Genomic DNA, 24334 nt, shown 5'->3' on the forward strand with positions numbered 1-24334 from the left:
GCTGCTTGCACACTTTCGGTCCAGTCCTATGAAAACTTTGTTTTTGGCCAGCTTGCTTGCTTTTTTGCTTGCATTGCTGATTTCCAGCGCATACGAACCGAAGCCACTGGAAGCGCAACTCATGCATTTGCAGCTTGAACAGCGTCTGCCCGAGGCTGCCCATGAGCTCGCTGAGGAACCTGCTGACATCCAGGCGCTTTTTCTTGCCTACGCCGACGATCCGGTATTGCTGGCCAAGGCAAGGCTGGCTCTGCTGCGCTATTCCAATCTGGCAAGACCCGTGTTCCAGTCTTTTGGCGCCAGCCAGGAGTTTCAGAACGTTCTGAGGCGCTACGGAGAAGACGTCATCTTGCCGATCCACTATTTCCTTACGCATGAAATCCTGACGCTCGAACTCATGCGTGGCTTAAGCGATACGGCCAAATCGGCCCTGGATTCGTTCCGAGGGCTGTGGGGTGATGGTGATGCCTCTGCGTCGACCGACACCAGCGGCGTGCTGTCTGGTGAAGAACGGGGCAGATATGCCATTCAGTTTCTTAAGATCGAGGGCTATGATTTTCTGGGACAGTTTGTGGTGAGCCCGGACGGAGAGGTCGGCTGGGTCCAGACTGAGCGTGTGCTCGAAGGCATCAACAGCTTTTTTGGGAGCGGTGTCAGGGGTCTGGAAACCCGCTTGCTGCGTGATGAAGCCGTGCGGCTTGGTGATGTGGGCTGGGCTGCGGTCGACGTGGCCATTGGTGCTAGCGCGTTCAAGATATTGCGTATGGGGAAAGCAGGTTCCGCCAGCGCCCGCTCCCTTACTTTCTCTGAGCGCTCTGCAGCGCTGGGGTCCGGTTTATGGCGAGGCAGCCAGATCGGCACGCGATTGGTCAAGTACGGCGCGCCGGCTGTGCTGGCTTATATCGCCGTTCGACATCCCAGCATCATCAACTCCATGCTGGGTGCAGCAGCCGAAAAACTCGGATTGCCGGTGCTGTGGGTGCAGATAGCAGGCTGGACGCTGTTGCTGCTGCCAATCATGTTGTTGCTGCGTTTCGTCCTGCGGCCGCTGGTCTGGATAATGGCCGGCTTGGTCCGCATGCTTGGCTGGCTAGACACGATGTTGCGCAGACGCAGCCACACAGCAACGGCTGTCTATCGCCCTCGGTACGAGCGTACCCTGTAGTGGATTTCCGTTAGTCCAGCCCCAGCATTTCTTTCAGTTCGGGCAGAACATGCTGGGCTGCATGCTCGCCTTCTTCGATGGCCTGGGCGGCGCGGTGGTAATCCATCAGAGCAAGATTGGCCAGGCGTGGCCGGATCAGTATGTCGGCGGGCTCGCCGGCCAGGCGGCTGCGGGTGATGCGTACCTGCATGATATTCAGGCTGATGCTCAACACGTCGAATATGGATGGCAGCGGAAGCGATGAAGCAGGGCCATTCGATGCATCTGCACCGTTCTTCAGTCGCCCCAGCTTTAGTGGCAACTTGTCGAGCATGGTCGACAACGCTGTTGGTGTGGCTTGAGCGTCGGAGTTTTCGGAGGCCCGTCCCAGGTCAAAGTGACGCCCGATCAGATCGGAGTTCAGGTCGACGGCAATGACGATGTCGGCGCCCATCGCGCGACAGAGCGATACAGGTACAGGATTGACCAGTGCACCATCCACCAACAAGCGACCGTCCATTTCAACAGGTTTGAACAGGCCGGGCAGAGCGGCTGATGCACGTACTGCATCGATGACGGGGCCTTCGCGCAACCATACCTCACGCCCCGAGATGAGCTCGGTGGCAACGGCGCCATAAACTTTGGGCAATGAGGCGATGTCCCGTTCACTGAAGTGTGAGCGCAAATAGGTAAACAGTTTTTCGCCGTGAATCAGGCCGCCGGTAAGGGTGAAATCGAGCAGGCCCATGACGCTTTGCCAGGTCAGGCTGCGCACCCATTTTTCGAGGGGCTCGAGCTGCCCATCGACATAAGCGGCTCCGACCAAAGAGCCTATGGATGTGCCGCACACAATATCGGGCGTGATGCCGGCCTCTTCAAGCACGCGTATAACACCTATGTGCGACCAGCCGCGTGCCGAGCCACTGCCCAGGGCGAGTCCGATCTTGGGTTTGCTCAGTTGCATGCGCGTTTACTTTGAAAAGGGCAGAGGCCAGGCCCCTTATATTACGGAATCCCTGAAGCTTGCGCAGTGAAGTCTGGTCGCCGCAGGTCAGGATATCCCGCTTAATTGATAAACCAGCGTGTCGAGTCTGGTCAGTCCGCGCTCCTTGAATTTGGGTTCCTTGTCGAGGATAGCGCGCTGGTCGATCAATTTGGCCTGGCTGTGGGCTGCGTATAAGTTTTGTACTTCAGCGTCATTGACGGCAAAGGGCGGGCCGTCCATTTCGTTCTGATCATAATCGAGCGTAAGCAACAGGCCGCGATAATTTTTTGCCAGTTGACCATAAACGTGCACAACGTAGCGTTGGCGCATGGCGGCCGGCAGGGCGACCAGGGCGGCGCGATCGTAAGCACCCTGGCATGTGGCCAGGGTGTCTGCGCCAATGTCGAAGATATCGCCGCAGATCAGCTCAATATTTTCGCAACGGTAATGAGTACCTTCAGAACTGGTGTGTACGGTTGGCTGCAGTTTGTTTTCAGCGAAGAACTGCTCTATGGGTTGCTGGGCCAGTTCGATGCCCAGCACGTCGTGGCCTTGCCCGGCCAGCCAGATCATGTCCAGCGACTTTCCGCACAGGGGAACCAGTATGCGGCTGCCCCTGGGGCGTTCTAGCGAGGGCCAGTATTTTTGCAGCAGAGGCGTGACTCGCTGCTGGTGAAAGCCAGTTTGCTCGTCGCGCCAACGCGCTCGCCAGAAATCGGGTTCCATCGTTAATCCTTTTACGCTTCAATACTAAAAAAATCCAGGGCATTGCCGGCGCTGATGCGCTGCTTGTCCGGATCGCTCAGCCAGGGGCTTTCTGCAACCAGCTTGCCTATGTTTTGCTCGCCCAGAGGGAAAGGGTAGTCAGAACCCAGCATGACGCGGTCTGTACCCATGACATCTGTCAGCAGCCGCAAGGCGCCGGTGTCGAATACGGCGCTGTCTACGTAGAACCGGTTGGTATAGCTTGAGGGGCGCTGCGGACAGTCCTGACGGACGATATCGCGACATTCCCAGGCGTTATCGACGCGGCCCAGCAGAAATGCAAAGCTGCCGCCACCATGGGCAAAGCACAGCTTGAGGCTGGCGGGTATGCGTTCGAAGGCACCTGACAATATCAACGACAGTATGCTCAGTTGTGTTTCGGCAGGCATGGCAACCAGCCACGGCAGCATCCATTTTTTCATGCGGCCATCGGTCATCATGTCCCAGGGGTGCGCCAATATGGGTATGTTCTCGTTGGCGCAATGGATCAGGAACTGCACCAAGTGCTCATCGTCCATATCACGTGCGCCCAAGTGGCTGCCTATTTGTACGCCCAGGTGACCGCTGGCTTTGGCACGCGAAGCCTCTTTACAGGCCAGTTCAATATCTTGCAACGGCACTTGTGCCAATGCCTTGAGCCTAGTTGGGTCGGCAGCACAATGCTCCAGCGCAAGGTCATTCATTTGCTCGGACCAGGCGGCAGTTTTGGTGGCGGGAAACTCATAGCCGAACATAATGGGCGTGGCGCAGACAATTTGCAGATCTATGCCGTGCCTGTCCATTTCTTCCAGACGCAGTTGCGGGTCCCACAAGGCCCGGTACACGGGTCGGAAGGGGTCCGAACCTTTCATGATCTGGCCGGTTTCACCGCTGTTTTCCACGTGCAGCCAAGGTGCTTTTTCGGCATCCAGCTTTGCCGCCTGCGCCTGCGAGATATGTGGAAAAAAATGCGAATGCGTATCGATTTTTTTCATGTCGCGGCTTTTCCTGGGTGCAGTTTTCCACAGTTCGGGCAACGGCGTTTTTCGGTGGATTCGTAAAAGGCGTTGAACAGCGGTGGCAAGTCTTTGACTATGCTTTGCAGCTGAGTTTCAACCCTATGCACCAGATGCCCACAGCCATCTTCGGCTTCACAATACCATTCGAAGCCATCCTTCAGGCCTTCGGGTCGCTGACGTTCGATGACCAGACAGGCGCTGCCGGTTTCGGGGCGTTGGGGTGAATGACGGACGTGGGGAGGAAGCAGGAAGATGTCGCCTTCCTTCAGGTCGACGCGCTCGCGCTTGCCATCTATCCAGAGGTTCAGATAGGCATTGCCGCGCAATTGATAGAAGAACTCTTCCAGTGGGTCATCGTGATAGTCGGTACGACTATTGGGTCCGCCCACCACCGTGATCAGGAAGTCGCTGTCTTGCCAGACTTGCTGATTGCCTATGGGCGGTTTGAGCAAGTGGGCGTGTTCGTCGATCCAGCGTTCGAAATTGAACGGTTTGCCATGGGTGAGCATATGGGCCTCCATAATCGGTATCAGACTGATACGGGCAGATAGGCTACAGCCTTGATTTCTATCAGCAGATGAGGGTGGGGCAGTTGATGCACGGCCACCGTTGTGCGGGTAGGGCCATCGGCCGAGAAAAATTCAGCGTAAACCTCGTTGTACCCGCCAAAATCGTTCATGTTGACCAGAAAGGCGGATATTTCCACTAGGTGTTCGAGGCCTGCACCCTCACTGGCAAGAATATCGCGAATATTTTCGATCACGGCGCGTGTCTGGGCACGAATGTCCAGGCTGACCGTACCCATGGCGTCGGCCGATGCACCCGCAAAACTATTGTCGGGTCGGCGCGAGCTGGTGCCGGAGACAAACAGGAAATCGCCCGCCCGCTTGATGTGGGGAAACGCGCCGCGCGGTGTGGCTTTACCGGTGACGACGCGAGCTGTATTGGTGGTGCTCATGCTTGATCCTTCAGTTTAGAGCTTGATGCAGACGGTGCTGATTTCAGAGTAGAAGTCCAGCGAATAGCGGCCACCTTCGCGCCCCAGGCCCGATAGCTTGGTGCCTCCGAACGGCGTGCGCAGATCGCGGGTGAACCAGGTGTTGACCCACACGATACCTGTTTCAAATTGACTGGCAACCCGGTGTGCCCTGGAAAGGTGGGTGGTCCAGACGCAGGCCGCCAAACCGTAGGCACTGTCATTGACACGGGCGATGACTTCTTCTTCAGTATCGAAGGGCGACAGGTGGCATACCGGGCCGAAGATTTCTTCGCGCATGCAGCGTGCGCTGTCGGGCAAACCGGCCAGTATGGTGGGTTGCACATAGGCGCCCTGATCGCGTTCGTCGCCAAAGCGAGGCACACCACCGCCGGCGACAATCGTGGCGCCTTCCTCGCGCGCGAGCTGGTAATACGACAAGACTTTGTCGCGATGCTGCAGTGAAATTAGCGGACCCATATCGACATTGGGCGCGTCCGGGTAGCTGACGACAAGCGCTTCGCAACGGCGCTTGAGCTCTTCAAGAAAACGTTTGAACAGCGGGCGCTCTATGTAGACGCGCTCGGAACACAGGCAGACTTGACCAGAGTTGGTGAAACTGGAGCGCATGACGCCTGCTATGGCGGCTTCAAAGTCGGCATCGGCGAAGACGACGGCGGCATTCTTGCCACCCAGTTCGAACGAGACTTCTTTGACTCCTTCGGCAGCTGCTTTCATGATGGTGGTACCGGTGCGCGATTCGCCGGTAAACGTGATGGCTGCGATGTCGGGGTGGGAACTCAGGTATTCCCCCGCAGAATTGGGACCAAAGCCGTGTACCAGGTTGAATACGCCATGAGGCAGTCCCGCGGCCTGTATGACTTCGGCCAGTAGGGTGGCCGAAGAGGGGGTTTCTTCTGAGGGTTTGGCCACGACGCAGTTGCCCATGGCCAATGCCGGCGCTACTTTCCAGGTAAGCAAGAGCAGGGGCAGGTTCCAGGGGGAAATGATGCCGACAGTCCCCAAAGGCTTGCGTGTGATGTAGTTGATGATTTTGGCCCCGTCGGGGGCGATGCCTTCGAACATTTCGCTGGACCCGGTTTTGATCAGGTCGGCGAACGTTCGGAAGTTGGCGATGCCGCGTGCAACATCCAGGCTGCGCGCTTGATGGACGGGGCGTCCGGTATCGCTGACTTCGGCCTGTACGAATTCGTCGAAACGTTGCTCGATGCCGTCTGCAATGCGGTGCAGCAAGGCTGCACGTTCATTGAGGTTCAGGTGTTTCCAGGTATCTTGCGACGCTCGGTTGGCGGCGGCGACAGCGTGCTGCACGGTAGCCGCATCGGCTTCGCACACCATGCTGACCAGCTGTCCGTTGACTGGATTGATATTGGAAAACCGGTGCGGTGTTTCCAGCCATTGGCCGTCAACGAAGCACCGGAGCAGCGGTACATCGGCCATATTGTCTCCGGATTTGTTTTTTATTATTCTATTTTATTCAGCGTGTGCCGGCTCGACCTTTCTGGCAGGGCGAGCCGGCCCAAGAGTTACTCGACGGCTTTTACCATGTCTTCGATGACCTTTTTGGCATCGCCGAAGACCATCATGGTCTTGTCCATGTAGAACAGTTCGTTGTCGAGGCCGGCATAGCCTGCGGCCATGGAGCGCTTGTTCACGATGACGGTACGTGCCTTGTAGGCTTCGAGAATAGGCATGCCGGCGATGGGCGATTGCGGATCGTTCTTGGCGGCCGGATTGACGACGTCGTTGGCGCCCAGCACCAGCACGACATCGGTTTGTCCGAACTCGCTGTTGATATCATCCATTTCGAAGACCTGATCGTAAGGCACTTCGGCTTCGGCCAGCAGCACGTTCATGTGGCCAGGCATGCGGCCGGCCACGGGGTGGATGGCGTATTTGACGGTCACGCCGTTTGCAGTGAGCTTTTCAGCCAGTTCTTTCAGGGCATGCTGGGCACGAGCCACGGCCAGGCCATAGCCCGGCACGATGGTGACCGATTCGGCATTGCTCATCAGGAAGGCCGCGTCGTCGGGGCTACCCGACTTGACGTTGCGTTGTACGGCGCTGGCGCCACCTGCGGCTGCGCCGGGCTCGGCGCCAAAGCCACCCAGAATCACGTTGAAGAAAGACCGGTTCATGGCCTTGCACATGATGTACGACAGGATGGCGCCCGATGAGCCCACCAATGACCCCGCAATAATGAGCATGGGATTGTTCAGCGAGAAGCCTATGCCGGCTGCCGCCCAGCCCGAGTAGCTGTTGAGCATGGACACCACCACAGGCATGTCGGCCCCACCGATAGGAATGATGATGAGCACGCCCAGCACGAAGGCCAAAGCCGTCATGATAATGAAGGGCAGCCAGGCCTGGGTGGCCATGAACCACAAGCCGCAGCCTATCATGGCCAGCGCCAGCACCAGATTGACCATGTGCTGTCCGCTGAACACCACGGGTGCACCCTGGAACAGGCGGAACTTGTATTTGCCCGACAGTTTGCCGAATGCAATCACGGAGCCTGAAAAGGTAATGGCGCCGACAAAGGTGCCGATGAACAGTTCAATCCGGTTGCCCGTGGGGATGGGATCGCCAGGCAACGTGATGCCAAAGGCGTGGGGCTCGGCCACAATGGCAACGGCAATGGCCACGGCGGCCAGGCCTATCATGCTGTGCATGAAGGCAACCAGCTCGGGCATTTTGGTCATTTCGACCTTTTTGGCCATCAGCGTACCGATGCTGCCGCCTATAAGCAGGCCCAATATGACCCAACCCAAGCCTATGCCAGCCGTGCCCTCGCGGGCCAGGCTGACGATGAGCGCTGCAGTGGTGACGATGGCAATGGCCATGCCCACCATGCCGAAGGCATTGCCCCGGCGCGAGGTGGTGGGGTGCGAGAGACCTTTGAGAGCCTGGATGAAGCACACCGAGGCGATCAGGTAAAACAGGGTAACCAGGTCGTGCGAGATCATGCCTGGCCTCCGGTGTTGGCTTTCTTTTCTTTCTTCTTGAACATTTCGAGCATACGTCGGGTAACCAGGAAACCGCCAAAGACGTTCACGGCGGCCAGTGCCACGGCAAAAACGCCCATGTAGCGTGCCAGGCTGCTTTCAGTCAGTGCGGCAGCCAGCATGGCGCCAACGATGACGATGGCCGAGATGGCATTGGTAACGGCCATGAGCGGCGTGTGCAGCGCGGGCGTTACATTCCAGACCACATGGAAGCCCACATAGACGGCCAGTACGAAAATAATAAAATTGATCAGGGTGGGGCTGACTGCTTCCATCAGGCGCTCCTTAGTACAGTGCCGTCCTTGCAGACGAGGCAGGCAGTAACGATTTCGTCTTCTTGCTGAATGGCCAGTTCGCCTTCGGCGTTGCTGATCAGCTTCATGAAGTCCAGGATGTTGCGGGCATAGAGCGCGGATGCGTCGTGCGGAACCAGCGCAGGCAGATTGCTGTAGCCGATCAGGGCGACACCGTGCTTTTCAACAATCTGGTCTTTTTCTGACAAGGGGCAGTTGCCACCGCGCTCGACGGCCAGGTCGACGATGACCGAGCCGGGCTTCATGGCCTGGACGGTTTCGGCGCTGATCAGTTGAGGGGCGGGGCGTCCGGGGATCAGGGCGGTACTGATGACGATATCGGCCTGCTTGCAGCGTTCGGCCACCAGCGCGGCCTGACGCGCCATCCAGGCGGCAGGCATGGGCCGGGCGTAACCGCCCACGCCCTGGGCGATTTCGCGCTCTTCGTCGGTTTCGAAAGGAACGTCGATGAACTTGGCGCCCAATGATTCGATTTGTTCCTTGGCGGCGGGGCGTACGTCAGAGGCCTCGACTACCGCACCCAAGCGTTTGGCAGTGGCGATGGCTTGCAGCCCCGCCACCCCGGCACCCAGCACCACTGCGCGTGCCGCCTTGAGCGTGCCGGCAGCGGTCATCATCATGGGAAAGAGGCGTCCGTATTGATTGGCGGCCAGGAGCACCGCCTTGTAGCCCGCCAGGTTGGCCTGCGAGGACAGGACGTCAAGGCTTTGTGCGCGGGTGATGCGTGGGGCGGCCTCGAGGGCGAAGGCCGTCAGGCCGGCAGCGGCCAACCGGGCCAGCCCTTCCTGGTCGAAGGGGTCGAGCATGCCGACGAGCACGGCGCCGCTTTTCATTTGTGGCAATTCGCTGGCGTCGGGCGCCTTGACTTTCATGATGAGCTCGGCGCCCAGGGCCTGGGCGGCATCGACGATTTGTGCGCCGGCCTGGACATAAGCGTCGTCAGGAAAATGAGCGCGTGCGCCGGCCCCTGATTCGACCAGCACGGTATGTTTGGCCGCCACGTATTTCTTGACCGTTTCCGGCGTCGCGGCCACGCGTGTTTCGCCCGTCAGGCGCTCACGTGGGATTCCTATTTGCATGAAGCTTCTCCACCTTGGGTGTTCATATTTTCTGGCAGTAACTATACCTGAACTACTGACAGTTATTTGCAATTTGCCAGCCCGAAATCCGTTAGACTGGCAATACCACCATTACGTTAAAGAGGATACAGACATGGGACTACTCGATTCCATCACTTCCGCCATGGGCGGCAGTGATACTCAGGGCTCCACCCAGGCTGGGCTGCTGCCGGCGCTTATGGAGCTGGTCAACAACTACCCCGGTGGCTTGCAGGGCTTAATGCAAAAGTTCCAGGAAGCCGGCTTGGGCGGCGTAGCGGCCTCATGGGTAAGTAATGGTCCAAACGAGGCTGTTACGCCGGGGCAATTGCAGTCTGTGCTGGATGATGACATGGTCAGCCAACTGGCGCAGCGTTCGGGGCAAGACAACGATACGGTACTCAGTACCCTTTCTGGCTTGCTGCCCAGCCTGGTCGACCAGGCGACTCCCGAGGGTGAAGCCAGTTTGCAGTCGGCTCAGGGCGGTTCCCTTTTGGGGAGCTTGACGGGTATGCTTGGCAAGCTTTGATCTTGCTGCACTGAGACCCGTGCCTGACAGAGCCCTTTACAGGGCTCTGTTTGCGTGGGACTTAGGCTTTACTGGCTTCCAGCGCCTGGGCCAGGTCTGCCAGAATGTCGTCGATGTGCTCAAGGCCTATCGACAGGCGCACCATGTCTTCGCCCACGCCGGCAGCGGCGAGCTCTTCGGGGCTGAGTTGCCGGTGTGTGGTCGAGGCGGGATGGCAAGCCAGTGATTTGGCATCGCCAATATTGACCAGACGCAGTATCAGCTGAAGCGCATCGATAAAGCGCGCACCTGCTGCCGCACCACCCGTGATGCCAAATGACATGATGCTGGCTGGTTTGCCGCCTGTATATTTTTGTGCCAGGTGATGCTCGGGGTGGTCTTCCAGACCGGCATATTGCACCCACGATACTTGTTCGTGTTGCTTCAGGTATTGCGCAACTTTCAGGGCGTTTTCGGTGTGGCGCTCCATGCGCAAGGACAGCGTTTCGATGCCTTGCAGCACCAGGAATGCATTGAAAGGCGACAGTGCTGCGCCTGTGTTGCGCAGGGGCACCACGCGGCAGCGACCTATGAAAGCGGCCGGCCCGAAGGCTTCTGTGTAGACCACGCCATGATAGGACGGGTCGGGCTCGTTCAGCATGGGGAAGCGCTCTTTGTGCTCGGCCCAGGGAAATTTTCCGGAATCGACGACGGCGCCGGCGATGGTGGTGCCATGGCCGCCCATGTATTTGGTCAGGGCGTGAACCACGATGTCGGCACCATGTTCGAATGGGCGGCACAGTGCGGGTGAGGCTACGGTGTTGTCGACAATCAGCGGCACACCGTGGCGGTGGGCAGCTTCGGCCAGAGCCTGAATATCAATGACGTTGCCGGCCGGATTGCCTATGGTTTCGCAAAACACAGCCTTGGTCTTGTCATCGATCAGGGCTTCGAGCGCTGCTACGTCGTTGTGGGGCGCAAACTTTACCGTAATGCCCTGGCGTGGAAATGTATGGGCAAACAGGTTGTAGGTGCCGCCATATAGCTTGGCCACCGACACTATGTTGTCGCCGGCCTGTGCGATGGTCTGGATAGCATAGCTGACAGCCGCCATGCCGGAGGCGACCGCCAAGGCCGCTACGCCGCCCTCGAGCGCTGCAACGCGTTCTTCCAGTACCCCGTTGGTGGGGTTCATGATGCGGGTATAAATATTGCCAGGTACTTTCAGGTCGAACAGATCGGCGCCGTGTTGCGTGCTGTCGAAGGCGTAGGACGTGGTCTGGTAAATAGGGACCGCAACAGATTTGGTGTTGGGATCTGGCTGGTAGCCGGCATGGATGGCAAGTGTCTCGAATTTCATGGCAGGTCTTCTTGGTTGATTGGGTATGACAGCCTGTTAGCATACCTGCATCGCGCGGCTGGGCGGGAATATTCCCTAGAATATTGTCGCATTTCCATATATCTTTTGGTAATAAGTGAATTAAATTTGCTTTTTACTTTTTGTAAGCAAGTTGGCGGAAAAATCAACTTGGCATGAATATTTACAGCGACTTGAGTTAGCATATCTAGTTAGTCGCCGTAAATGGCTTATTGGGGCGCTCCCGCAGTTTTAGAGGCCGTAAATGAAAGTTTGGTTGAAACGAGTACTGATCAGTCTCGTTGTGGTGTTCCTTGTCGCTTTGGTCGGCATTGCGATTTTCCTCCTGACGTTTGACCCAAATGCCTATAAGAACAAGCTGGAAGAGGTCGTCTACAACCGCTATCAGCGCAGTTTGACCATCAAGGGTGATATCGAGCTTTCGCTGTTTCCCCGCATAGGCTTATCGGTCGAGGATGTCTCGCTATCAAACCGCAACAGTACTGATACTTTTGCATCCATAGACAGTGCGCGCTTTGCCGTGGCTATCTGGCCCCTTATGTTCAACCGCCTGGTTGTCGACCATGTGGCTGTAACCGGCTTCAAGGCCTGGGTAACACGCGACGAAGAGGGGCTGTTCAATTTTCGTGACCTGATCGACCGACCAGGCGCTGCCCTTGGCATGATGGCGCCGTCGCTTGCAGTCAAAAGTCTGCTTCCCACGGCGCGGGCACAAGAACTGCCCGCTAACTTGTCGTCAGATGCCGTTGTCTCTGTCTCTGCCTCTGGCTCGGCTCAAAGTGCTGATTTGCAGATCGATATTGCCGGCCTCGATCTCAAAGAGGGTGAAATCCATTTCTATGACAATGTCAGCGGTGCCGTAGGACGTATTGAGAAACTGGAAGTGAATACTGGGCGCATGACAGCCAATCAGGCTTTCGATGTTGCCCTGAAAGGCAAGCTAAAGGGCGAGTATCCAGTAGCGGACGCCAATATCGAAGGGCAGGCACTGGTCTTGTTCAATCCGGATCAAAAATCTTATTCGGCTCAAAAGATCAATGTTGTGGCCAACGGGCTGTTGGGATCGCTGGCTGCTAAATCAGCGACCTTGCGTGGCAACCTGGCTTACAGTGCCTATTCGCAAATGCTCAGCGCCAGCAATCTGGAGTTTCTGGTACAGGGCGAGATCCAGGGCGAGACGCCTGTAAAAGGGTTTGAAACCTCATTAAGCGTGCCTCAACTGAAAGTTGACCGCAGCCAGGCTGAACTCAAGGTCGAGAAGCTGGCCTACCGCGCCAAGGGAAGTACGCCTGATCAGGCCTTTGAGGTTGCCTTCGACGCACCCAACCTGGCTATCTCGCCCGAGTCGGCAACAGGTGCGCCCATTGCGGGTACCGTCAAACTCAGCAAGCCCAACCAGGTTCTTGGCATCACCTTGGGCATGAGTGGCATAGGCGGCAATGCCAGCAAACTGACCCTGAAAGAACTCAAGATCGATGCCGGACTGAAAGAAGGCAATAGGCTGGTTCAACTCAAAATGAGTTCTCCTGCCAGCTGGGATGTATTCGGCGAGGTAGGCGGTTTGTCTGCCATGCAGGGAGACGTCAAGATCGAAGATGCGGCCTTGCCTGGCGGCAGCTTCGCATTTCCTTTTATCGGCAGTTTGCGCGCCGATCTGATCAAAGATGAGCTAGCCAGTGAAATCAATGCCGTGCTGAGCGGCAGCAAACTCGATTTCGGATTAAATGCCACACAACTCAGTGACCCCAAGTTTGTATTCGATCTGACCGCCGACAAGCTGGATTTCAATACCCTGTTTCCTCCCGCCATTGTGCCAGCCCCTGAGGCTGCGGACGCTCCAGCTGATGCGGCCAAGTCTGACGATGCGGCTAAGACCACATCCAGGCAGCCTGGCAAGGCCCCCACCAAGGCTGAAGAAACCTTCGAGCTGCCTCGCTTGTCGTTTCTTGACTCCGGCGACCTGACCGGAACCATTTCCATTGATGAGCTGAAAATTCAAGAGATCGAGGCTCGGAAGTTTGCTGCTAAGGTGAGCGCGGCACAAGGTAAGTTGAGTATTACTGGGGTCAAGGCCGAGCTGTACGGCGGCACGCTGAGCGGCACGCTTGGTGCGACCTCCAAAAACGAAGTATCGGCCAATCTGACATTGTCCAAGGTTGCCCTGGAACCCCTCCTGCAGGCGCTGGTCCACGAAAACCGCCTGTCGGGACGAGGTACGGTCAAGCTTGAACTGGCCAGCCAAGGCACCACAGGGGCGGCCCTCGAGGCCGGCTTGAACGGAACGGCAAAGCTGAGTATTCGTGATGGCGCCATTACGGGTATAGATTTGGCCCAGACACTGCGTGAAGTCAATGCTGTGGTGCGCAATATGTTTAGCGGTCAACTGCCTGAGGTTGCATCCAAGTTTGATAGCGCACGCAAGACGGACTTTACGGCGCTTGATGCCCTGATCAATTTCAACCAGGGTCAGGGCACCATCAAGACACTCAAGGTGGCCAGTCCTTTGCTGCGTATCACCCAGGGTACGCCGGCCACACTGGACCTGGTCAATGATCAGCTCGATATCATGGTTGACGTGAATGTAGTCAATACCAGCACCGGGCAAGATGGCAAGGCTCTCGCCGACCTGAAAGGCGTGACAATACCCGTGCGCATCTCAGGACCCTTCGGCAAGCCAGGCTATCAGGTTCAATGGAAAGACGTCAGCAGCGATGTTGTGAAAGATGCCGTCAAGGGCGGCTTGATTGATTTGCTCTCCAATCAAATTGGCCAGTCAGGCAAGACCGAGGATGGCCAGGCGGCACCCAAGTCCAGTACTGATTCGGTCAAGAGCATAGGTGATGCATTGAAAGGATTATTGGGCAAATGACACACGCTTTTTATTTTCCAGTTGCCGCTTGCGGTGGTACCGCCCTGGCGGCCGCCGCAGCTTACGATAAGCGCTGGCTGGTGGTCGATGCAGCCGGACACTGGCTGACGCAAAGTCATCATGAGCAATTGGCTGATATCCAGGTCGAGCCGCGCCTGGGCTATCTGGTGCTGCGGGCTCCAGGCATGCTCAGGCTCGATATACCGCTTGATGTCATTGAAGACGACGACAGCGTCCGGAGCGTGGCCACCGTAGGCACTCAGCAGGTCGATGTGGTCGATGAGGGCGAGCTGGCCGCGACATGGCTGACGAAGTTTCTGGGCCAGCCATGCAGGTTGGTCAAGGTGCACCCCGATGCGGGCAGGGTGCTTTGGCCTGAACTGTAGCGGTCGAGATCAGGCCGTCAGGGCCTGATATTTGGCCATGAGTTGATCGTGATCTTCGGGGTGGTCAAGGTCGAAAATAATGCATTCGACGGGGCAAACGACCTGACATTGCGGTTCATCGAAATGACCCACGCACTCGGTACATTTGGCCGGCTCTATTTCGTAGATTTCCGCGCCCATGTAGATGGCATTGTTGGGGCATTGCGGCTCGCAAACATCGCAATTGATGCATTCTTCAGTAATGCGCAGCGCCATGGTGATTCCAGAGTAAAGCAAACAGATAACAAAACAAGCGGCCTTGTGTTGCAACAAGGCATGGCGACAGTGTAATGGAGATTGGCCGCCGCTTGCGTATTAACCCTGTTTGCTTTGTTCTTGTTCGTCGCGTCGGCTCTTGGCCTTGCTATGCAGCCAGCGCTCTACCGACGGAAATACAAATTTGCTGACATCGCCGCCCAATATTGCGATTTCGCGCACAATAGTGCCGGAAATGAACTGGTATTGGTCGGAAGGGGTCATGAAGAGGGTTTCGACCTCGGGGAGCAAGTGGCGGTTCATGCCGGCCATCTGGAACTCATACTCGAAATCAGACACGGCGCGCAGTCCCCTGACAATGACGCGGCCGTTCTGCTCGCGCACAAAGTCCTTGAGCAGACCAGCAAAACTTTTGACCTCGACGTTGGTGTAATGGCCAAGCACTTCCTGGGCAATTTCGACACGTTCCTCGACAGTAAAGAACGGCTTTTTGGCGTGGCTATGGGCGACACCCACGACGACATGGTCAAACAGGCCGGCTGCGCGGCGTACCAGGTCTTCGTGACCACGCGTGAGGGGGTCGAATGTTCCGGGATAGACTGCAGTAATCATGCAAATTCCGAGTTTTGAAAAATTGAAGTGTGCCTGGATGGCAATGCCGCAAGTATTCGGGCCGCCAGTTGGAACAAGTTATAGCGCGCTCATTCCTGTAGGCTTATTTCAGGATTATTGACTGTTTTTTGCGTTGCAGCAAATCTTAGCAGATGATAGCGTACATGTCCCGCCTTGCCTTGTCTCAGGATTTCGAACGGCTCGGGCGGTTCTATGGCCGATTCAGACTCAATATACAACAAGCCATCGGGTGTGAGAACTGTTGGTAGCCCGCCCCACAAGCGATCCAGCCAAGCCTCGCCGAAGGGTGGGTCCAGCATGATCAAATCGAAGGAGTTTTCAGTCATGCGCTTGAGTGCTGTCAGGGAGTCGCCTGCATGAATGCGTACATGATCGGCCTTGAGTTTTGTGCGCAGCGCCCGCAAAGCCGCGATGGCGGGTGGGTGGGATTCGACCATTTGTACATGTGCCACGCCGCGCGACGCAGCCTCGAAGCCCAATGCGCCGGTACCCGCGAAAAGGTCCAGCACGCGCTTTTTGGAGTAATCGCCGTCCCAAAAGTGATGCAGCCAATTGAACAGTGTTTCCCGCACGCGATCGGGGGTCGGGCGCAGCCCGGCGGCATCCACAACCGGAATGGGCGTTTTGCGGTAATCACCGCCTACAATACGTACTACGTGTTTCTTCATGCAAGATCCGAAGTGTCGGAATTCTGTGTGGGTTAATTCTCTTTCGGGTAGTGTAAATCGTATGTTCAGCTTTTTTAAAAAGAAAACGCAGAAACCGGCTGATGATGCCGGGCAGGCGGCCAAAGAAGACAGTGTGGATCAGGAGGTCGACCAGGCGGACCCGGCTGCACTGCCCGCAGCTGCAGGCGTCACCGAAAGCGATGTTCAAGCCATAGAGCCGGAGGCGACGCAGGATATGGTCATCGAGCCTGAAGCCAGGCCTGTTGAAACTGTCGATCCTCCTCCTGAAGCGCAGCCCATTCCGGCGGTCGAAGAAGCTCCGGAAATAGTGCCAGATCCCGAGGAGCATGCCGTAGCGGTCTCAGAGACCCCCGCCATGCCTGCGCCTGCCGAAAAAGGGTCCTGGCTCTCTCGTCTGAAAAAGGGCTTGTCGCGCACCGGACAAAGCCTGGGAGGGCTGTTTGTTGGTGTCAAAGTCGACGAGTCGCTTTTTGAGGAGCTCGAAACCGCGCTCATTATGGCGGATGCCGGTGTCGAGGCCACTGGAAAATTGCTCACGGCCTTGCGTGCCCGTGTTCGTAAAGAACGGCTGGAGGACGCCGGCCAGGTCAAGGCTGCCTTGCGTGATATCTTGGCTGATCACCTGGCTCCTCTCGAGAAGACGTTTCCTCTGGGTAAGGCAACACCGTTGGTCGTAATGATTGCAGGCGTGAATGGAGCAGGGAAAACCACGTCCATAGGCAAGCTGGCGAACCACTTCCAGGCGCAAGGCGCCAAGGTGTTGCTGGCGGCCGGCGATACTTTCCGCGCTGCGGCGCGCGAGCAATTGGTGGAGTGGGGCGCGCGCAATAATGTTGCCGTCATCGCGCAAGATGGTGGCGATCCGGCAGCTGTGGCTTTTGATGCTGTCAATGCCGGTCGTGCGCGTGAAGCAGGCGTCGTCATGATAGACACGGCAGGCCGCTTGCCCACACAGCTGCACCTGATGGAAGAGCTGAAGAAAATCAAAAGAGTCATAGGCAAGGCCGATGACGCTGCACCACACGAAGTGCTGTTGGTCATAGACGGCAATACCGGACAGAACGCCATCGCCCAGATACGTGCATTTGATGCAGCCTTGAATCTGACCGGCCTGGTAGTGACCAAACTGGATGGCACAGCCAAGGGCGGTACGCTGGCTGCGGTGGCAGCCGGTAGCCAGGGGGTGCGTCCTGTGCCGGTCTATTGGATAGGCGTCGGCGAAAGCCTGCACGACTTGCAGCCTTTCGTGGCCAAGGAGTTTGCGGCTGCCTTGCTGGGCGACTAGGCTGGCGCTATCAGTTGCTCCAGGACTGACAGCAAGCAAGACTGAAACGGCACGCTGGCGGCCAGCGCTCGAGCGGCGGGTTCGGCGCGATAACAGGGCGCCAGATACTGCCGCAGTTCAATATACGGCTCTGTCTGTGGTGTATGAAACCGTTTCGTGTACAACCTGTGACAGGACAGCAAACGCCGGATGCCTGCGCGCATGTGCTGAGCATACGCAGCCCGCAAGTCGGCGCTTGCCTGTGTGTCCTCAGATGCAGCCAGCGGCATCGCGTTGCGAACGACCTGATTCAGACATTCATTGATGTATAGCTGGTAGGCTTGTTGAAGGCTCATGTCCGCAGTCAATGTAATGTTTTTGGCCGGCTGTGGTGGAAATAGTCGCGCTGGTTCTGCTGGCCTCATCGCATCAGAGTGCTGGTCGGTGGGGTAGGCGAAGCGCGACAGTTGGCTGCCTCGTTCTGCCTTGCTGCGAAAATCCAGCATCAATTGATAGCGCGCCAGCCAGTTCCGGCCAAGTGCAAATAAATGATCGGCGCTGCCCTTGATCTGCTCCAGCTCGAGCTCACAGACCGCCAGCTCGTGCGAACCAGACCGGATGAGGCCTTGGTCGTAAGCAAGCTCGACGGCACAGTCGGATTCGTCCTGGCGCAGCACCAAACGCTGGATGTCGGTTTCGTAGCGCAACAGCAGCGGCTGCTTGAGTTCGCTGAAGAATGGCTCCAGGGCGGTATTCCGGTAGGCAGAAAGATCCAGTTCGGGCTCGGTGCGTGGGTGGTTGATTTCTATGCGTGTCAACTCGTCGGGACCGGGCGCTTTGATGGTTTGTACCCAGCGGTCGCCCTCAAGACGCAGGCGCAAGGCCATGCCAGCCTGGGCCAACTGCTTGTCTTGCGTATCGAAATAGCGGGCCCGTAAGGTAATGGTACTTGCACCGGCGTTGCGCAATTCGGCCTCTAGTGCCGCCCTGCCGACAGGGGGCACATAAAGTTTCAGTTCGCGTTCAAGCATCGTCGATCCCTGTATGGTGATGGACGAATATTACCGCAGCGCCTGCCTGCTGCCAGACTGCTTCAGTGCTTGTTGCGTCAGAGCAGGGTTTTGCGGGCGCGGGTAATGACGACTTCAGCGATGATGACGATGCTGAAGATCAGCAGCAGGATCAGGGCAACCTTGTCCCACTGGAAGAGATCCATTGCACTATTCAGGGCCATGCCTATGCCGCCGGCGCCTACCAAGCCCAGGACCGCTGATTCGCGCACGTTGATGTCCCAGCGTAACAGCACAATAGACCAGAACGCCGGGCGTATCTGGGGCCAGTAGCCGTAAGCAATAATCGAACCTTTGCTGGCGCCAGTGGCGGTCAGGGCTTCGATGGGGCCGGGATGGGCGTCTTCGATAGCTTCGCCCAGCAACTTGCCTATAAAGCCAATGGAACGGAATGCAATGGCTATTGTGCCTGCCAGGGGGCCGGGACCGAATATGGCAATAAACAGCAGCGCCCAGACCAGGGAATTGATGGATCGGCTGGAGACCAGGATGAACCGGGCGATGAAGTTGATAGTGCGATTGGGCGTGAGGTTGTTTGCAACAGCCAGGCCAACCGGGATAGCCATGATAATGGCCAGAATAGTGCCCATCGTGGCCATGTGCAGGGTTTCGACCAGGGCCTGCTGGATGGAGCCTGGAAAGCTGCGCCATGAAATCGGCCACATCCGGTGCAACAGATCGGCCATTTGCGTAGGTGCGTCGTACAGGAACTCGGGTATGACGTCGATGGTGCGGATGGACTGGACTATGGCCAGAACAAAAATCAGATACAGGGCGAAGCGCAGCAGGCGTTGGCCAGGCGTATAGCGTACCCAGGTGCTGGGGAAGGTTTGCAGCTGGGCGCTCATGCGTCGTCCTCGATAGGGCGTGGCGTGCCAGATGGGGCGTAGGCCTTTTTCCTGAAAAGCGATGTCGGTGATACGTTGTCGAGCAATATGGCACGTACGACACCCGCCAGGAGCTCACCCACCATAATGATGGCGATGATGGTGGCCAGGATGGTGCAGACGAAATCGTAGTCGAAACGCTGGAACGCCGAGAATAGTGTGCCGCCTATACCGCCCGCGCCCACGATGCCTACCATGGTGGAGTTGCGCAGGTTAGAGTCCATTTGGTAGGTGGAAAAACCTACAAATCGGGCAAACACTTGGGGCAGCACCGCAAAAATAATGACGTTGGCAAACGATGCGCCAGTGGCGCGTACTGCCTCGACCTGCTTGAGCGAGATCTCTTCGATTGACTCGGTAAACAGTTTGCCGATGAAGCCTATGGAGGCCACCGTAAGCGCCAATACGCCGGCCAGCGCACCAAAGCCCACGGCCTTGACGAAAATAATGGCCACGATGACGGGGTGCAAGGCACGGCACAACGACACAACAGTGCGTGCGGGCCAGGTGGCCCATACTGGCATCAGGTTGCGGGCGCCCAGCAAACTTAGCGGCAGCGCGAGGATGATGCCCAGAGTAGTGGCCAGCACGGCGATTTCCAGACTTTCGGCAATGCCCTTCCAGAGGACGTCGAGCCGCTCAACGCTAGGTGGAAACATGCGCGCCAGGAATTTTGCGCCATGACCCAGACCGGCTTCGAATCTGTCCCATGAAAAGCCCAGCTGCGTGGCGGCAAAAAGCATGTAGACCACAAGCAGCAACAGGCCCCACTTGACCCTGGGAGACAGCGCGAACGGTTTGGTGGCGGACGGGCTTGCAGGAACTGCTACTGGAGCCACGACTCGCCCCCGTAGATTTCCTTGAGCACGTCGGTGCCGAGTCCGTCGGCCTGGCCGTCGTAAACAATATGGCCGCCCGACATACCGACGATGCGCGAAGCATAACGCTTGGCCAGCTCGACATCGTGAATGTTGACAATGACAGGAATGCTGAAGGCACTTCCTTGCTCGGTGAGCAGCTCCATGATTTCGACAGAGGTCTTTGGATCGAGGGAGGACGTGGGTTCGTCGGCCAGCAGCAATTGAGGTTGTTGCATCAGGGCGCGGGCAATACCTACACGCTGACGTTGTCCGCCAGAGAGTGCATCGGCGCGCTGGTTGGCAAAGCCAGCCAGGCCGACGGTTTCGAGCAGACTGTTGGCGTATTGGATATCGGCCGGCTCGAAATGACGCCGCCAGGCGTTAAACGGCGAGGTATAGCCCAGACGCCCGGTCAGGAGATTCTCCATGACGGTCAGGCGTTCGACCAGATTGTATTCCTGAAAGACCATGCCTATGCGGCGGCGGGCTTGCCGTAGCGAGGCCCCCCTGACCTTGGCAAGGTCTATGCTGGTACCGTCTTCTTCAAGAATAATGGTGCCGGCGGTGGGATCGATAAGCCGATTGATGCAGCGTAATAGTGTGCTTTTGCCTGTTCCCGACGGGCCGATGATGGCGGTCAGACCTTTACCGGCGACGTCGAGATTGATGTTTTTAAGTACCGGCTGGTTGGCACGGTACTCTTTGACCAGGCTGTTGATGCGTAGTGTTGCCCCCATAGCGGATTATTTCTTCTGGCTGGCTTTGTCGTAGGCTGAACGGGTAAAGCTTTCGCCACCTGCTTTGGCTACGTTGCGCACAATGGCCCAGTCTTTTTTGTAGGTAACCGGGTAGAAGCGGTCAGCGCCATCGAAGGCTTCTTGCATTTCGGCAGGGAAGCGGTAGTCGTAAAAGCATTTGAGCATTTGATCGCGGAACTTGGGCTCAAGATCGTAGGCATAGGAAAACGACGAGGTCGGGAATTTTTCGCTGGTGTACAGAATGCGGAAATCGTCTTCGTTGACCTGCCCGCGTTCTGCCATGCGGTGGAAGACATCGGAGGCGACGGCGGCGGCATCGTAGTCGCCCGAGTTCACGCCCATAATGGATTGGTCGTGTTTGCCTGAGTACAGGAATTCATAGTCTTTGCCCGGCACCAGGCCTTCGTCGGGAAACAGCGCGATGGGCGCCATATTGCCCGAGTTGGACGATGGCGACGTATGTGCGACTTTTTTACCCTTCAGGTCAGACAGTTTCTGGAATGGGCTGTCTTTCTTGACGATAAGGATGAGGTTGTAGCCTTGGAAGCCATCAGCTGTGCCCTTGACGGCGAAAGGTACAGCACCGGCCAGGTTGACGGCAAAGTTGGTGGGGCCGGTGGAGAAGCCGCCCACATGCAGTCGGTTCGAGCGCATGGCTTCGATTTCGGCTGCATTGCTCTGGACCTGATAGAAGACAACCTTGCGATCGACGCATTCGGACAGATATTTGGTAAAAGGCGAAAAGATTTCAGCATAGACAGCCGGATCTTCAACAGGCGTGTAGGTGAACACGACCGTGGATGGGGTTTTGAGCTTGTCTGGATCAGTGGGCGTGTCGGCGACCAAATCATTGTTGGCATCGCAATACATGGTGTCGAGATCGCCCCGGTTGGGACAGGCGTCTTGTGCGTGCGCAACTTGTGCGGCACCAAAAATAGCGAATAGCGCGCTGAAGGCGAGCACCTTGGATTGTTTCATGATCGGGTCTCCGGTATTTGCGCATAATTCATGCGCACTATTAATTTAAGTATCAATCATATTATATGAATATGACTTATCATCATATTGTCATTATTCTTGATTGTGTAATCCGGATTTTTCTGGTTTTATTGTGCGATGTCTGCCAGGCTACGATGCCCCAACTGCCGCGAAATGGCGGCGGCACAGTGTTTCAGGGCCTGGGCAATAGAACCTTTGGGCGATGCGTCGAACAGGGTGCTGGGACCCAGACTGGTCAGGGCCAGTGCAATATTGCCCGAATGATCGAACACAGGTACCGATAGAGCGTCGATGCCTGGCAGGGGATTGCCCAACGCAGTGGCCAACCCGGCTTGTCTGACTTCATCGACCATTTTCTGCAAGGCCTGCGGACTTGGCCGCCATGGTGTGGCGCTGGTCACAACCGCCTGATCGTCCAGCTCGCGCTCCATATAGTGTTGGGCTACTTTGGGCGGCAGCCAGGCAACGAATACCCGTCCTGTTGCAGTATGCAGCATGGACATGACCGTACCGTTGCGCATGTTCACATGCACCGGGTAGCTGGCCTGGGAAATATGGATCATGGTTGGGCCATGTGAGCCCAATACAGCCAGGGCCAGGGTATGGCCTATCTGACCGGCCAGCTTGTTGAGGTGCGGCAGGGCTACGCGCACCGGATCCAGGCGCTGCAGGCTGACCAGTCCCATTTGCAGTGCAAAGGGCCCCAGCTCGTATTGGCCGGTCGTGCCGTCTTGCTGGACGAGGCCGACACGAGTGAAACTGACTAAGTAAGGATGCGCCTTGGCCGAGGTCATGCCGGCACGGGCTGCCAGATCGCGCAAATTGAGCGGAATACCTGCGTCGACCAGCGTCGCCAGCAATGGAAAGCCGGTTTCCACAGACTGGATGCTGCGCCGTCCGTCATTTGCAAGGGCTGAAGTTTTGTTTCCAGACATAGAGAACCGCCACGTTATAGGAGCCTTCCAGCGATATTACCCCGCCACGCCCGGTTGCAGGCGCAGCGGGGGGCCTTTTTTGCCGCCGGGCCGCCCCAAGGCAAAAAGCGCCCCCTTGGGGGCAGCGAGCCAAAGGCGCAGCGTGGGGGCCATTTTTGCCGCCGGGCCGCCCCAAGGCAAAAAGCGCCCCCCTTGGGGGGCAGCGAGCCAAAGGCGCAGCGTGGGGGCCTTTTTTGCCGCCGGGCCGCCCCAAGGCAAAAAGCGCCCCCTTGGGGGGCAGCAAGCCAAAGGCGCAGCGTGGGGGCCTTTTTCCCTTTTCAGGCGTTAAAATGGCTGAACTTTCCATAGGGCCAATAAACATGAGCAACACCCGCGACGCGGACTTGGATGCAGTGTCATCCTACGATATATCACCCGTTCCCGAAATTGTGGCCGAGCTGCGTGCCGGCCGTATGGTCATTCTGGTTGACGAAGAAGATCGCGAAAACGAAGGCGATCTGGTCATGGCGGCCGAGCACATTACCCCCGACGCCATCAACTTCATGGTGACCCATGCCAGGGGCCTGGTATGCCTGACGCTGACCGAAGAGCGCTGCAAACAGCTGGAACTGCCCCTGATGGCCAGCCGCAACGGTACACGCTTCGGCACCAATTTCACGATGTCGATTGAAGCTGCCGAAGGTGTCGAGACCGGTATCTCAGCGGCAGACCGCGCCCGTACCATACAGGTGGCAGTGGCTCGTGATGCCCAGCCGTCCGACCTGGTCCAGCCTGGTCATATTTTTCCGGTTCAAGCTGTGCGTGGTGGCGTGCTTGTGCGTGCTGGCCACACCGAGGCGGGCTGCGATCTGACCGCTCTGGCAGGTCTGACCCCCGCCGCCGCTATCTGCGAGATACTGAAGCCCGATGGCACCATGGCCAGACTGCCCGATCTGATACTTTTTGCACGTGAGCACGGCCTGAAAATTGGCACCATTGCTGATCTTATTCAATATCGCAGCGAACACGAGTCCATGGTCGAGCGCATTGCGTCGCGTGATGTGCAAACACCTTGGGGCGAATTCCACGCGGTGGCCTATCGCGATCTGGCATCGGGCGCTTTACACCTGGCCCTGGCGCACGGCAATATTTCACCCGACACCGAAACTCTGGTCAGGGTACATGAGCCCACCAGCATGCTTGATGTCTTGTTCCACGATGCCACCGCCCATAGCTGGAGCGTATCTGATGCGCTCAAGGCCATAGTGGCTGCGCCAGCAGGCGTTCTCATCATGCTTAATTGCCAGGGCTCTTCCGAGCTGCTCTTTGATCAGTTCGAAGCCTGGAATCAGCAGCAGGCCACACAAGCGCCCATACCCGACCGCGAAGGCCGCTACGGCTTACGCACCTACGGCATAGGCGCTCAAATCATGCTCGACTTGAATGTGGGCAAGGCCCGTCTTTTGGCCAAGCCCAGAAAAATGCCCAGCATGGCAGGCTTTTCTTTAACCATAACGGGTTACGATAGCGAACCTCCTTCCACACCCTAACAGGAACTA

Annotated in this window: 25 protein-coding genes; 6 read left to right on the plus strand and 19 right to left on the minus strand. The window is 57.3% G+C overall.

Translation table 11 applies throughout. The annotated features are described in order from the left end of the window. Positions 1-28: 28 nt before the first annotated feature. On the plus strand, positions 29-1165 hold the full coding sequence (locus ERD84_RS06615) for a hypothetical protein (RefSeq protein WP_130038797.1): 1137 nt from the start codon (positions 29-31) through the stop codon (positions 1163-1165). Between the two features lie 10 nt (positions 1166-1175). Here the strand turns inward: ERD84_RS06615 and rssA are convergent, their stop codons facing one another. The 9 genes from rssA to ERD84_RS06660 form a co-directional block, all read right to left on the minus strand. Further along, the gene (gene rssA / locus ERD84_RS06620) at positions 1176-2108 is read right to left on the minus strand and encodes a patatin-like phospholipase RssA (protein ID WP_130038798.1); all 933 of its coding nucleotides are present in this window, start codon (positions 2106-2108) and stop codon (positions 1176-1178) included. A gap of 87 nt (positions 2109-2195) precedes the next feature. After that, positions 2196-2855 carry a thiopurine S-methyltransferase gene (locus ERD84_RS06625; protein ID WP_130038799.1) on the minus strand — a complete coding sequence of 220 codons (660 nt, stop codon included), beginning with the start codon at positions 2853-2855 and terminating at the stop codon, positions 2196-2198. Positions 2856-2866: 11 nt separating this feature from the next. Next, positions 2867-3868, minus strand: coding sequence for an amidohydrolase family protein (locus tag ERD84_RS06630; RefSeq protein WP_130038800.1), 1002 nt, complete (start codon positions 3866-3868; stop codon positions 2867-2869). After that, on the minus strand, positions 3865-4401 hold the full coding sequence (locus ERD84_RS06635) for a 3-hydroxyanthranilate 3,4-dioxygenase (protein ID WP_130038801.1): 537 nt from the start codon (positions 4399-4401) through the stop codon (positions 3865-3867). Before ERD84_RS06635 ends, ERD84_RS06630 begins: the two co-directional genes overlap by 4 nt. Positions 4402-4421: 20 nt before the next feature. Further along, positions 4422-4850, minus strand: coding sequence for a RidA family protein (locus ERD84_RS06640; protein ID WP_130038802.1), 429 nt, complete (start codon positions 4848-4850; stop codon positions 4422-4424). Positions 4851-4865: 15 nt separating this feature from the next. Then, positions 4866-6329: a 2-hydroxymuconic semialdehyde dehydrogenase gene (locus ERD84_RS06645; protein WP_130038803.1), complete on the minus strand. Its 1464-nt coding sequence runs from the start codon at positions 6327-6329 to the stop codon at positions 4866-4868. Positions 6330-6415: 86 nt separating this feature from the next. Beyond that, positions 6416-7855, minus strand: coding sequence for an NAD(P)(+) transhydrogenase (Re/Si-specific) subunit beta (locus tag ERD84_RS06650; RefSeq protein WP_130038804.1), 1440 nt, complete (start codon positions 7853-7855; stop codon positions 6416-6418). Next, positions 7852-8169, minus strand: a complete 318-nt coding sequence (locus tag ERD84_RS06655) for an NAD(P) transhydrogenase subunit alpha part 2 (protein WP_013744670.1) — start codon at positions 8167-8169, stop codon at positions 7852-7854. The genes ERD84_RS06650 and ERD84_RS06655 overlap by 4 nt, the downstream gene beginning before the upstream one ends. Continuing rightward, positions 8169-9287, minus strand: coding sequence for a Re/Si-specific NAD(P)(+) transhydrogenase subunit alpha (locus ERD84_RS06660; protein WP_130038805.1), 1119 nt, complete (start codon positions 9285-9287; stop codon positions 8169-8171). The genes ERD84_RS06655 and ERD84_RS06660 overlap by 1 nt, the downstream gene beginning before the upstream one ends. A 133-nt stretch (positions 9288-9420) precedes the next feature. Between ERD84_RS06660 and ERD84_RS06665 the strand changes: the two genes are divergently transcribed. Next, positions 9421-9834 carry a YidB family protein gene (locus tag ERD84_RS06665; RefSeq protein ID WP_130038806.1) on the plus strand — a complete coding sequence of 138 codons (414 nt, stop codon included), beginning with the start codon at positions 9421-9423 and terminating at the stop codon, positions 9832-9834. Positions 9835-9895: 61 nt separating this feature from the next. On the opposite strand, the gene ERD84_RS06670 is transcribed toward ERD84_RS06665, so the two are convergent. After that, the gene (locus ERD84_RS06670; RefSeq protein WP_130038807.1) at positions 9896-11173 is read right to left on the minus strand and encodes a bifunctional O-acetylhomoserine aminocarboxypropyltransferase/cysteine synthase; all 1278 of its coding nucleotides are present in this window, start codon (positions 11171-11173) and stop codon (positions 9896-9898) included. Between the two features lie 262 nt (positions 11174-11435). On the opposite strand from ERD84_RS06670, the gene ERD84_RS06675 reads away from it, so the two are divergent. Together ERD84_RS06675 and ERD84_RS06680 are read left to right on the plus strand one after the other, a co-directional pair. Continuing rightward, the gene (locus ERD84_RS06675; RefSeq protein WP_130038808.1) at positions 11436-14060 is read left to right on the plus strand and encodes an AsmA family protein; all 2625 of its coding nucleotides are present in this window, start codon (positions 11436-11438) and stop codon (positions 14058-14060) included. Then, positions 14057-14446 (plus strand): MOSC N-terminal beta barrel domain-containing protein, encoded by a 390-nt coding sequence (locus ERD84_RS06680; RefSeq protein ID WP_130038809.1) that lies wholly within the window; start codon positions 14057-14059, stop codon positions 14444-14446. Before ERD84_RS06675 ends, ERD84_RS06680 begins: the two co-directional genes overlap by 4 nt. A 9-nt stretch (positions 14447-14455) precedes the next feature. Here the strand turns inward: ERD84_RS06680 and ERD84_RS06685 are convergent, their stop codons facing one another. From ERD84_RS06685 to ERD84_RS06695, 3 genes are all read right to left on the minus strand, one after another. Then, on the minus strand, positions 14456-14701 hold the full coding sequence (locus ERD84_RS06685) for a YfhL family 4Fe-4S dicluster ferredoxin (RefSeq protein ID WP_130038810.1): 246 nt from the start codon (positions 14699-14701) through the stop codon (positions 14456-14458). A gap of 99 nt (positions 14702-14800) precedes the next feature. Then, complete coding sequence (gene coaD, locus ERD84_RS06690; protein ID WP_130038811.1) at positions 14801-15313, minus strand: pantetheine-phosphate adenylyltransferase; 513 nt, start codon at positions 15311-15313, stop codon at positions 14801-14803. Between the two features lie 89 nt (positions 15314-15402). Next, positions 15403-16002 carry an RsmD family RNA methyltransferase gene (locus ERD84_RS06695; protein WP_130038812.1) on the minus strand — a complete coding sequence of 200 codons (600 nt, stop codon included), beginning with the start codon at positions 16000-16002 and terminating at the stop codon, positions 15403-15405. 61 nt (positions 16003-16063) lie between these two features. Here ERD84_RS06695 and ftsY point away from each other — a divergent pair, with 61 nt between their 5' ends. Then, complete coding sequence (ftsY, locus tag ERD84_RS06700) at positions 16064-17308, plus strand: signal recognition particle-docking protein FtsY (protein WP_130038813.1); 1245 nt, start codon at positions 16064-16066, stop codon at positions 17306-17308. On the opposite strand, the gene ERD84_RS06705 is transcribed toward ftsY, so the two are convergent. From ERD84_RS06705 to ERD84_RS06730, 6 genes are all read right to left on the minus strand, one after another. Next, positions 17305-18318: a CYTH domain-containing protein gene (locus ERD84_RS06705; RefSeq protein WP_130038814.1), complete on the minus strand. Its 1014-nt coding sequence runs from the start codon at positions 18316-18318 to the stop codon at positions 17305-17307. The genes ftsY and ERD84_RS06705 overlap by 4 nt on opposite strands. Before the next feature lie 77 nt (positions 18319-18395). Next, positions 18396-19205, minus strand: coding sequence for a phosphonate ABC transporter, permease protein PhnE (phnE, locus tag ERD84_RS06710; RefSeq protein ID WP_130038815.1), 810 nt, complete (start codon positions 19203-19205; stop codon positions 18396-18398). Next, the gene (gene phnE, locus ERD84_RS06715; protein WP_280634393.1) at positions 19202-20083 is read right to left on the minus strand and encodes a phosphonate ABC transporter, permease protein PhnE; all 882 of its coding nucleotides are present in this window, start codon (positions 20081-20083) and stop codon (positions 19202-19204) included. Before phnE (ERD84_RS06715) ends, phnE (ERD84_RS06710) begins: the two co-directional genes overlap by 4 nt. Then, positions 20071-20841: a phosphonate ABC transporter ATP-binding protein gene (phnC, locus tag ERD84_RS06720; protein ID WP_130038816.1), complete on the minus strand. Its 771-nt coding sequence runs from the start codon at positions 20839-20841 to the stop codon at positions 20071-20073. The genes phnE (ERD84_RS06715) and phnC overlap by 13 nt, the downstream gene beginning before the upstream one ends. A 6-nt stretch (positions 20842-20847) precedes the next feature. Next, positions 20848-21840 (minus strand): phosphate/phosphite/phosphonate ABC transporter substrate-binding protein, encoded by a 993-nt coding sequence (gene phnD / locus ERD84_RS06725; protein WP_130038817.1) that lies wholly within the window; start codon positions 21838-21840, stop codon positions 20848-20850. A gap of 128 nt (positions 21841-21968) precedes the next feature. Beyond that, on the minus strand, positions 21969-22796 hold the full coding sequence (locus ERD84_RS06730) for an IclR family transcriptional regulator (protein WP_130038818.1): 828 nt from the start codon (positions 22794-22796) through the stop codon (positions 21969-21971). 359 nt (positions 22797-23155) lie between these two features. Here ERD84_RS06730 and ribBA point away from each other — a divergent pair, with 359 nt between their 5' ends. Beyond that, positions 23156-24325, plus strand: coding sequence for a bifunctional 3,4-dihydroxy-2-butanone-4-phosphate synthase/GTP cyclohydrolase II (gene ribBA / locus ERD84_RS06740; protein ID WP_130038902.1), 1170 nt, complete (start codon positions 23156-23158; stop codon positions 24323-24325). Positions 24326-24334 lie beyond the last annotated feature (9 nt).

This window comes from Pollutimonas harenae, assembly GCF_004153685.1.
GTDB classification, from domain to species: Bacteria; Pseudomonadota; Gammaproteobacteria; order Burkholderiales; family Burkholderiaceae_B; genus Pusillimonas_C; species Pusillimonas_C harenae.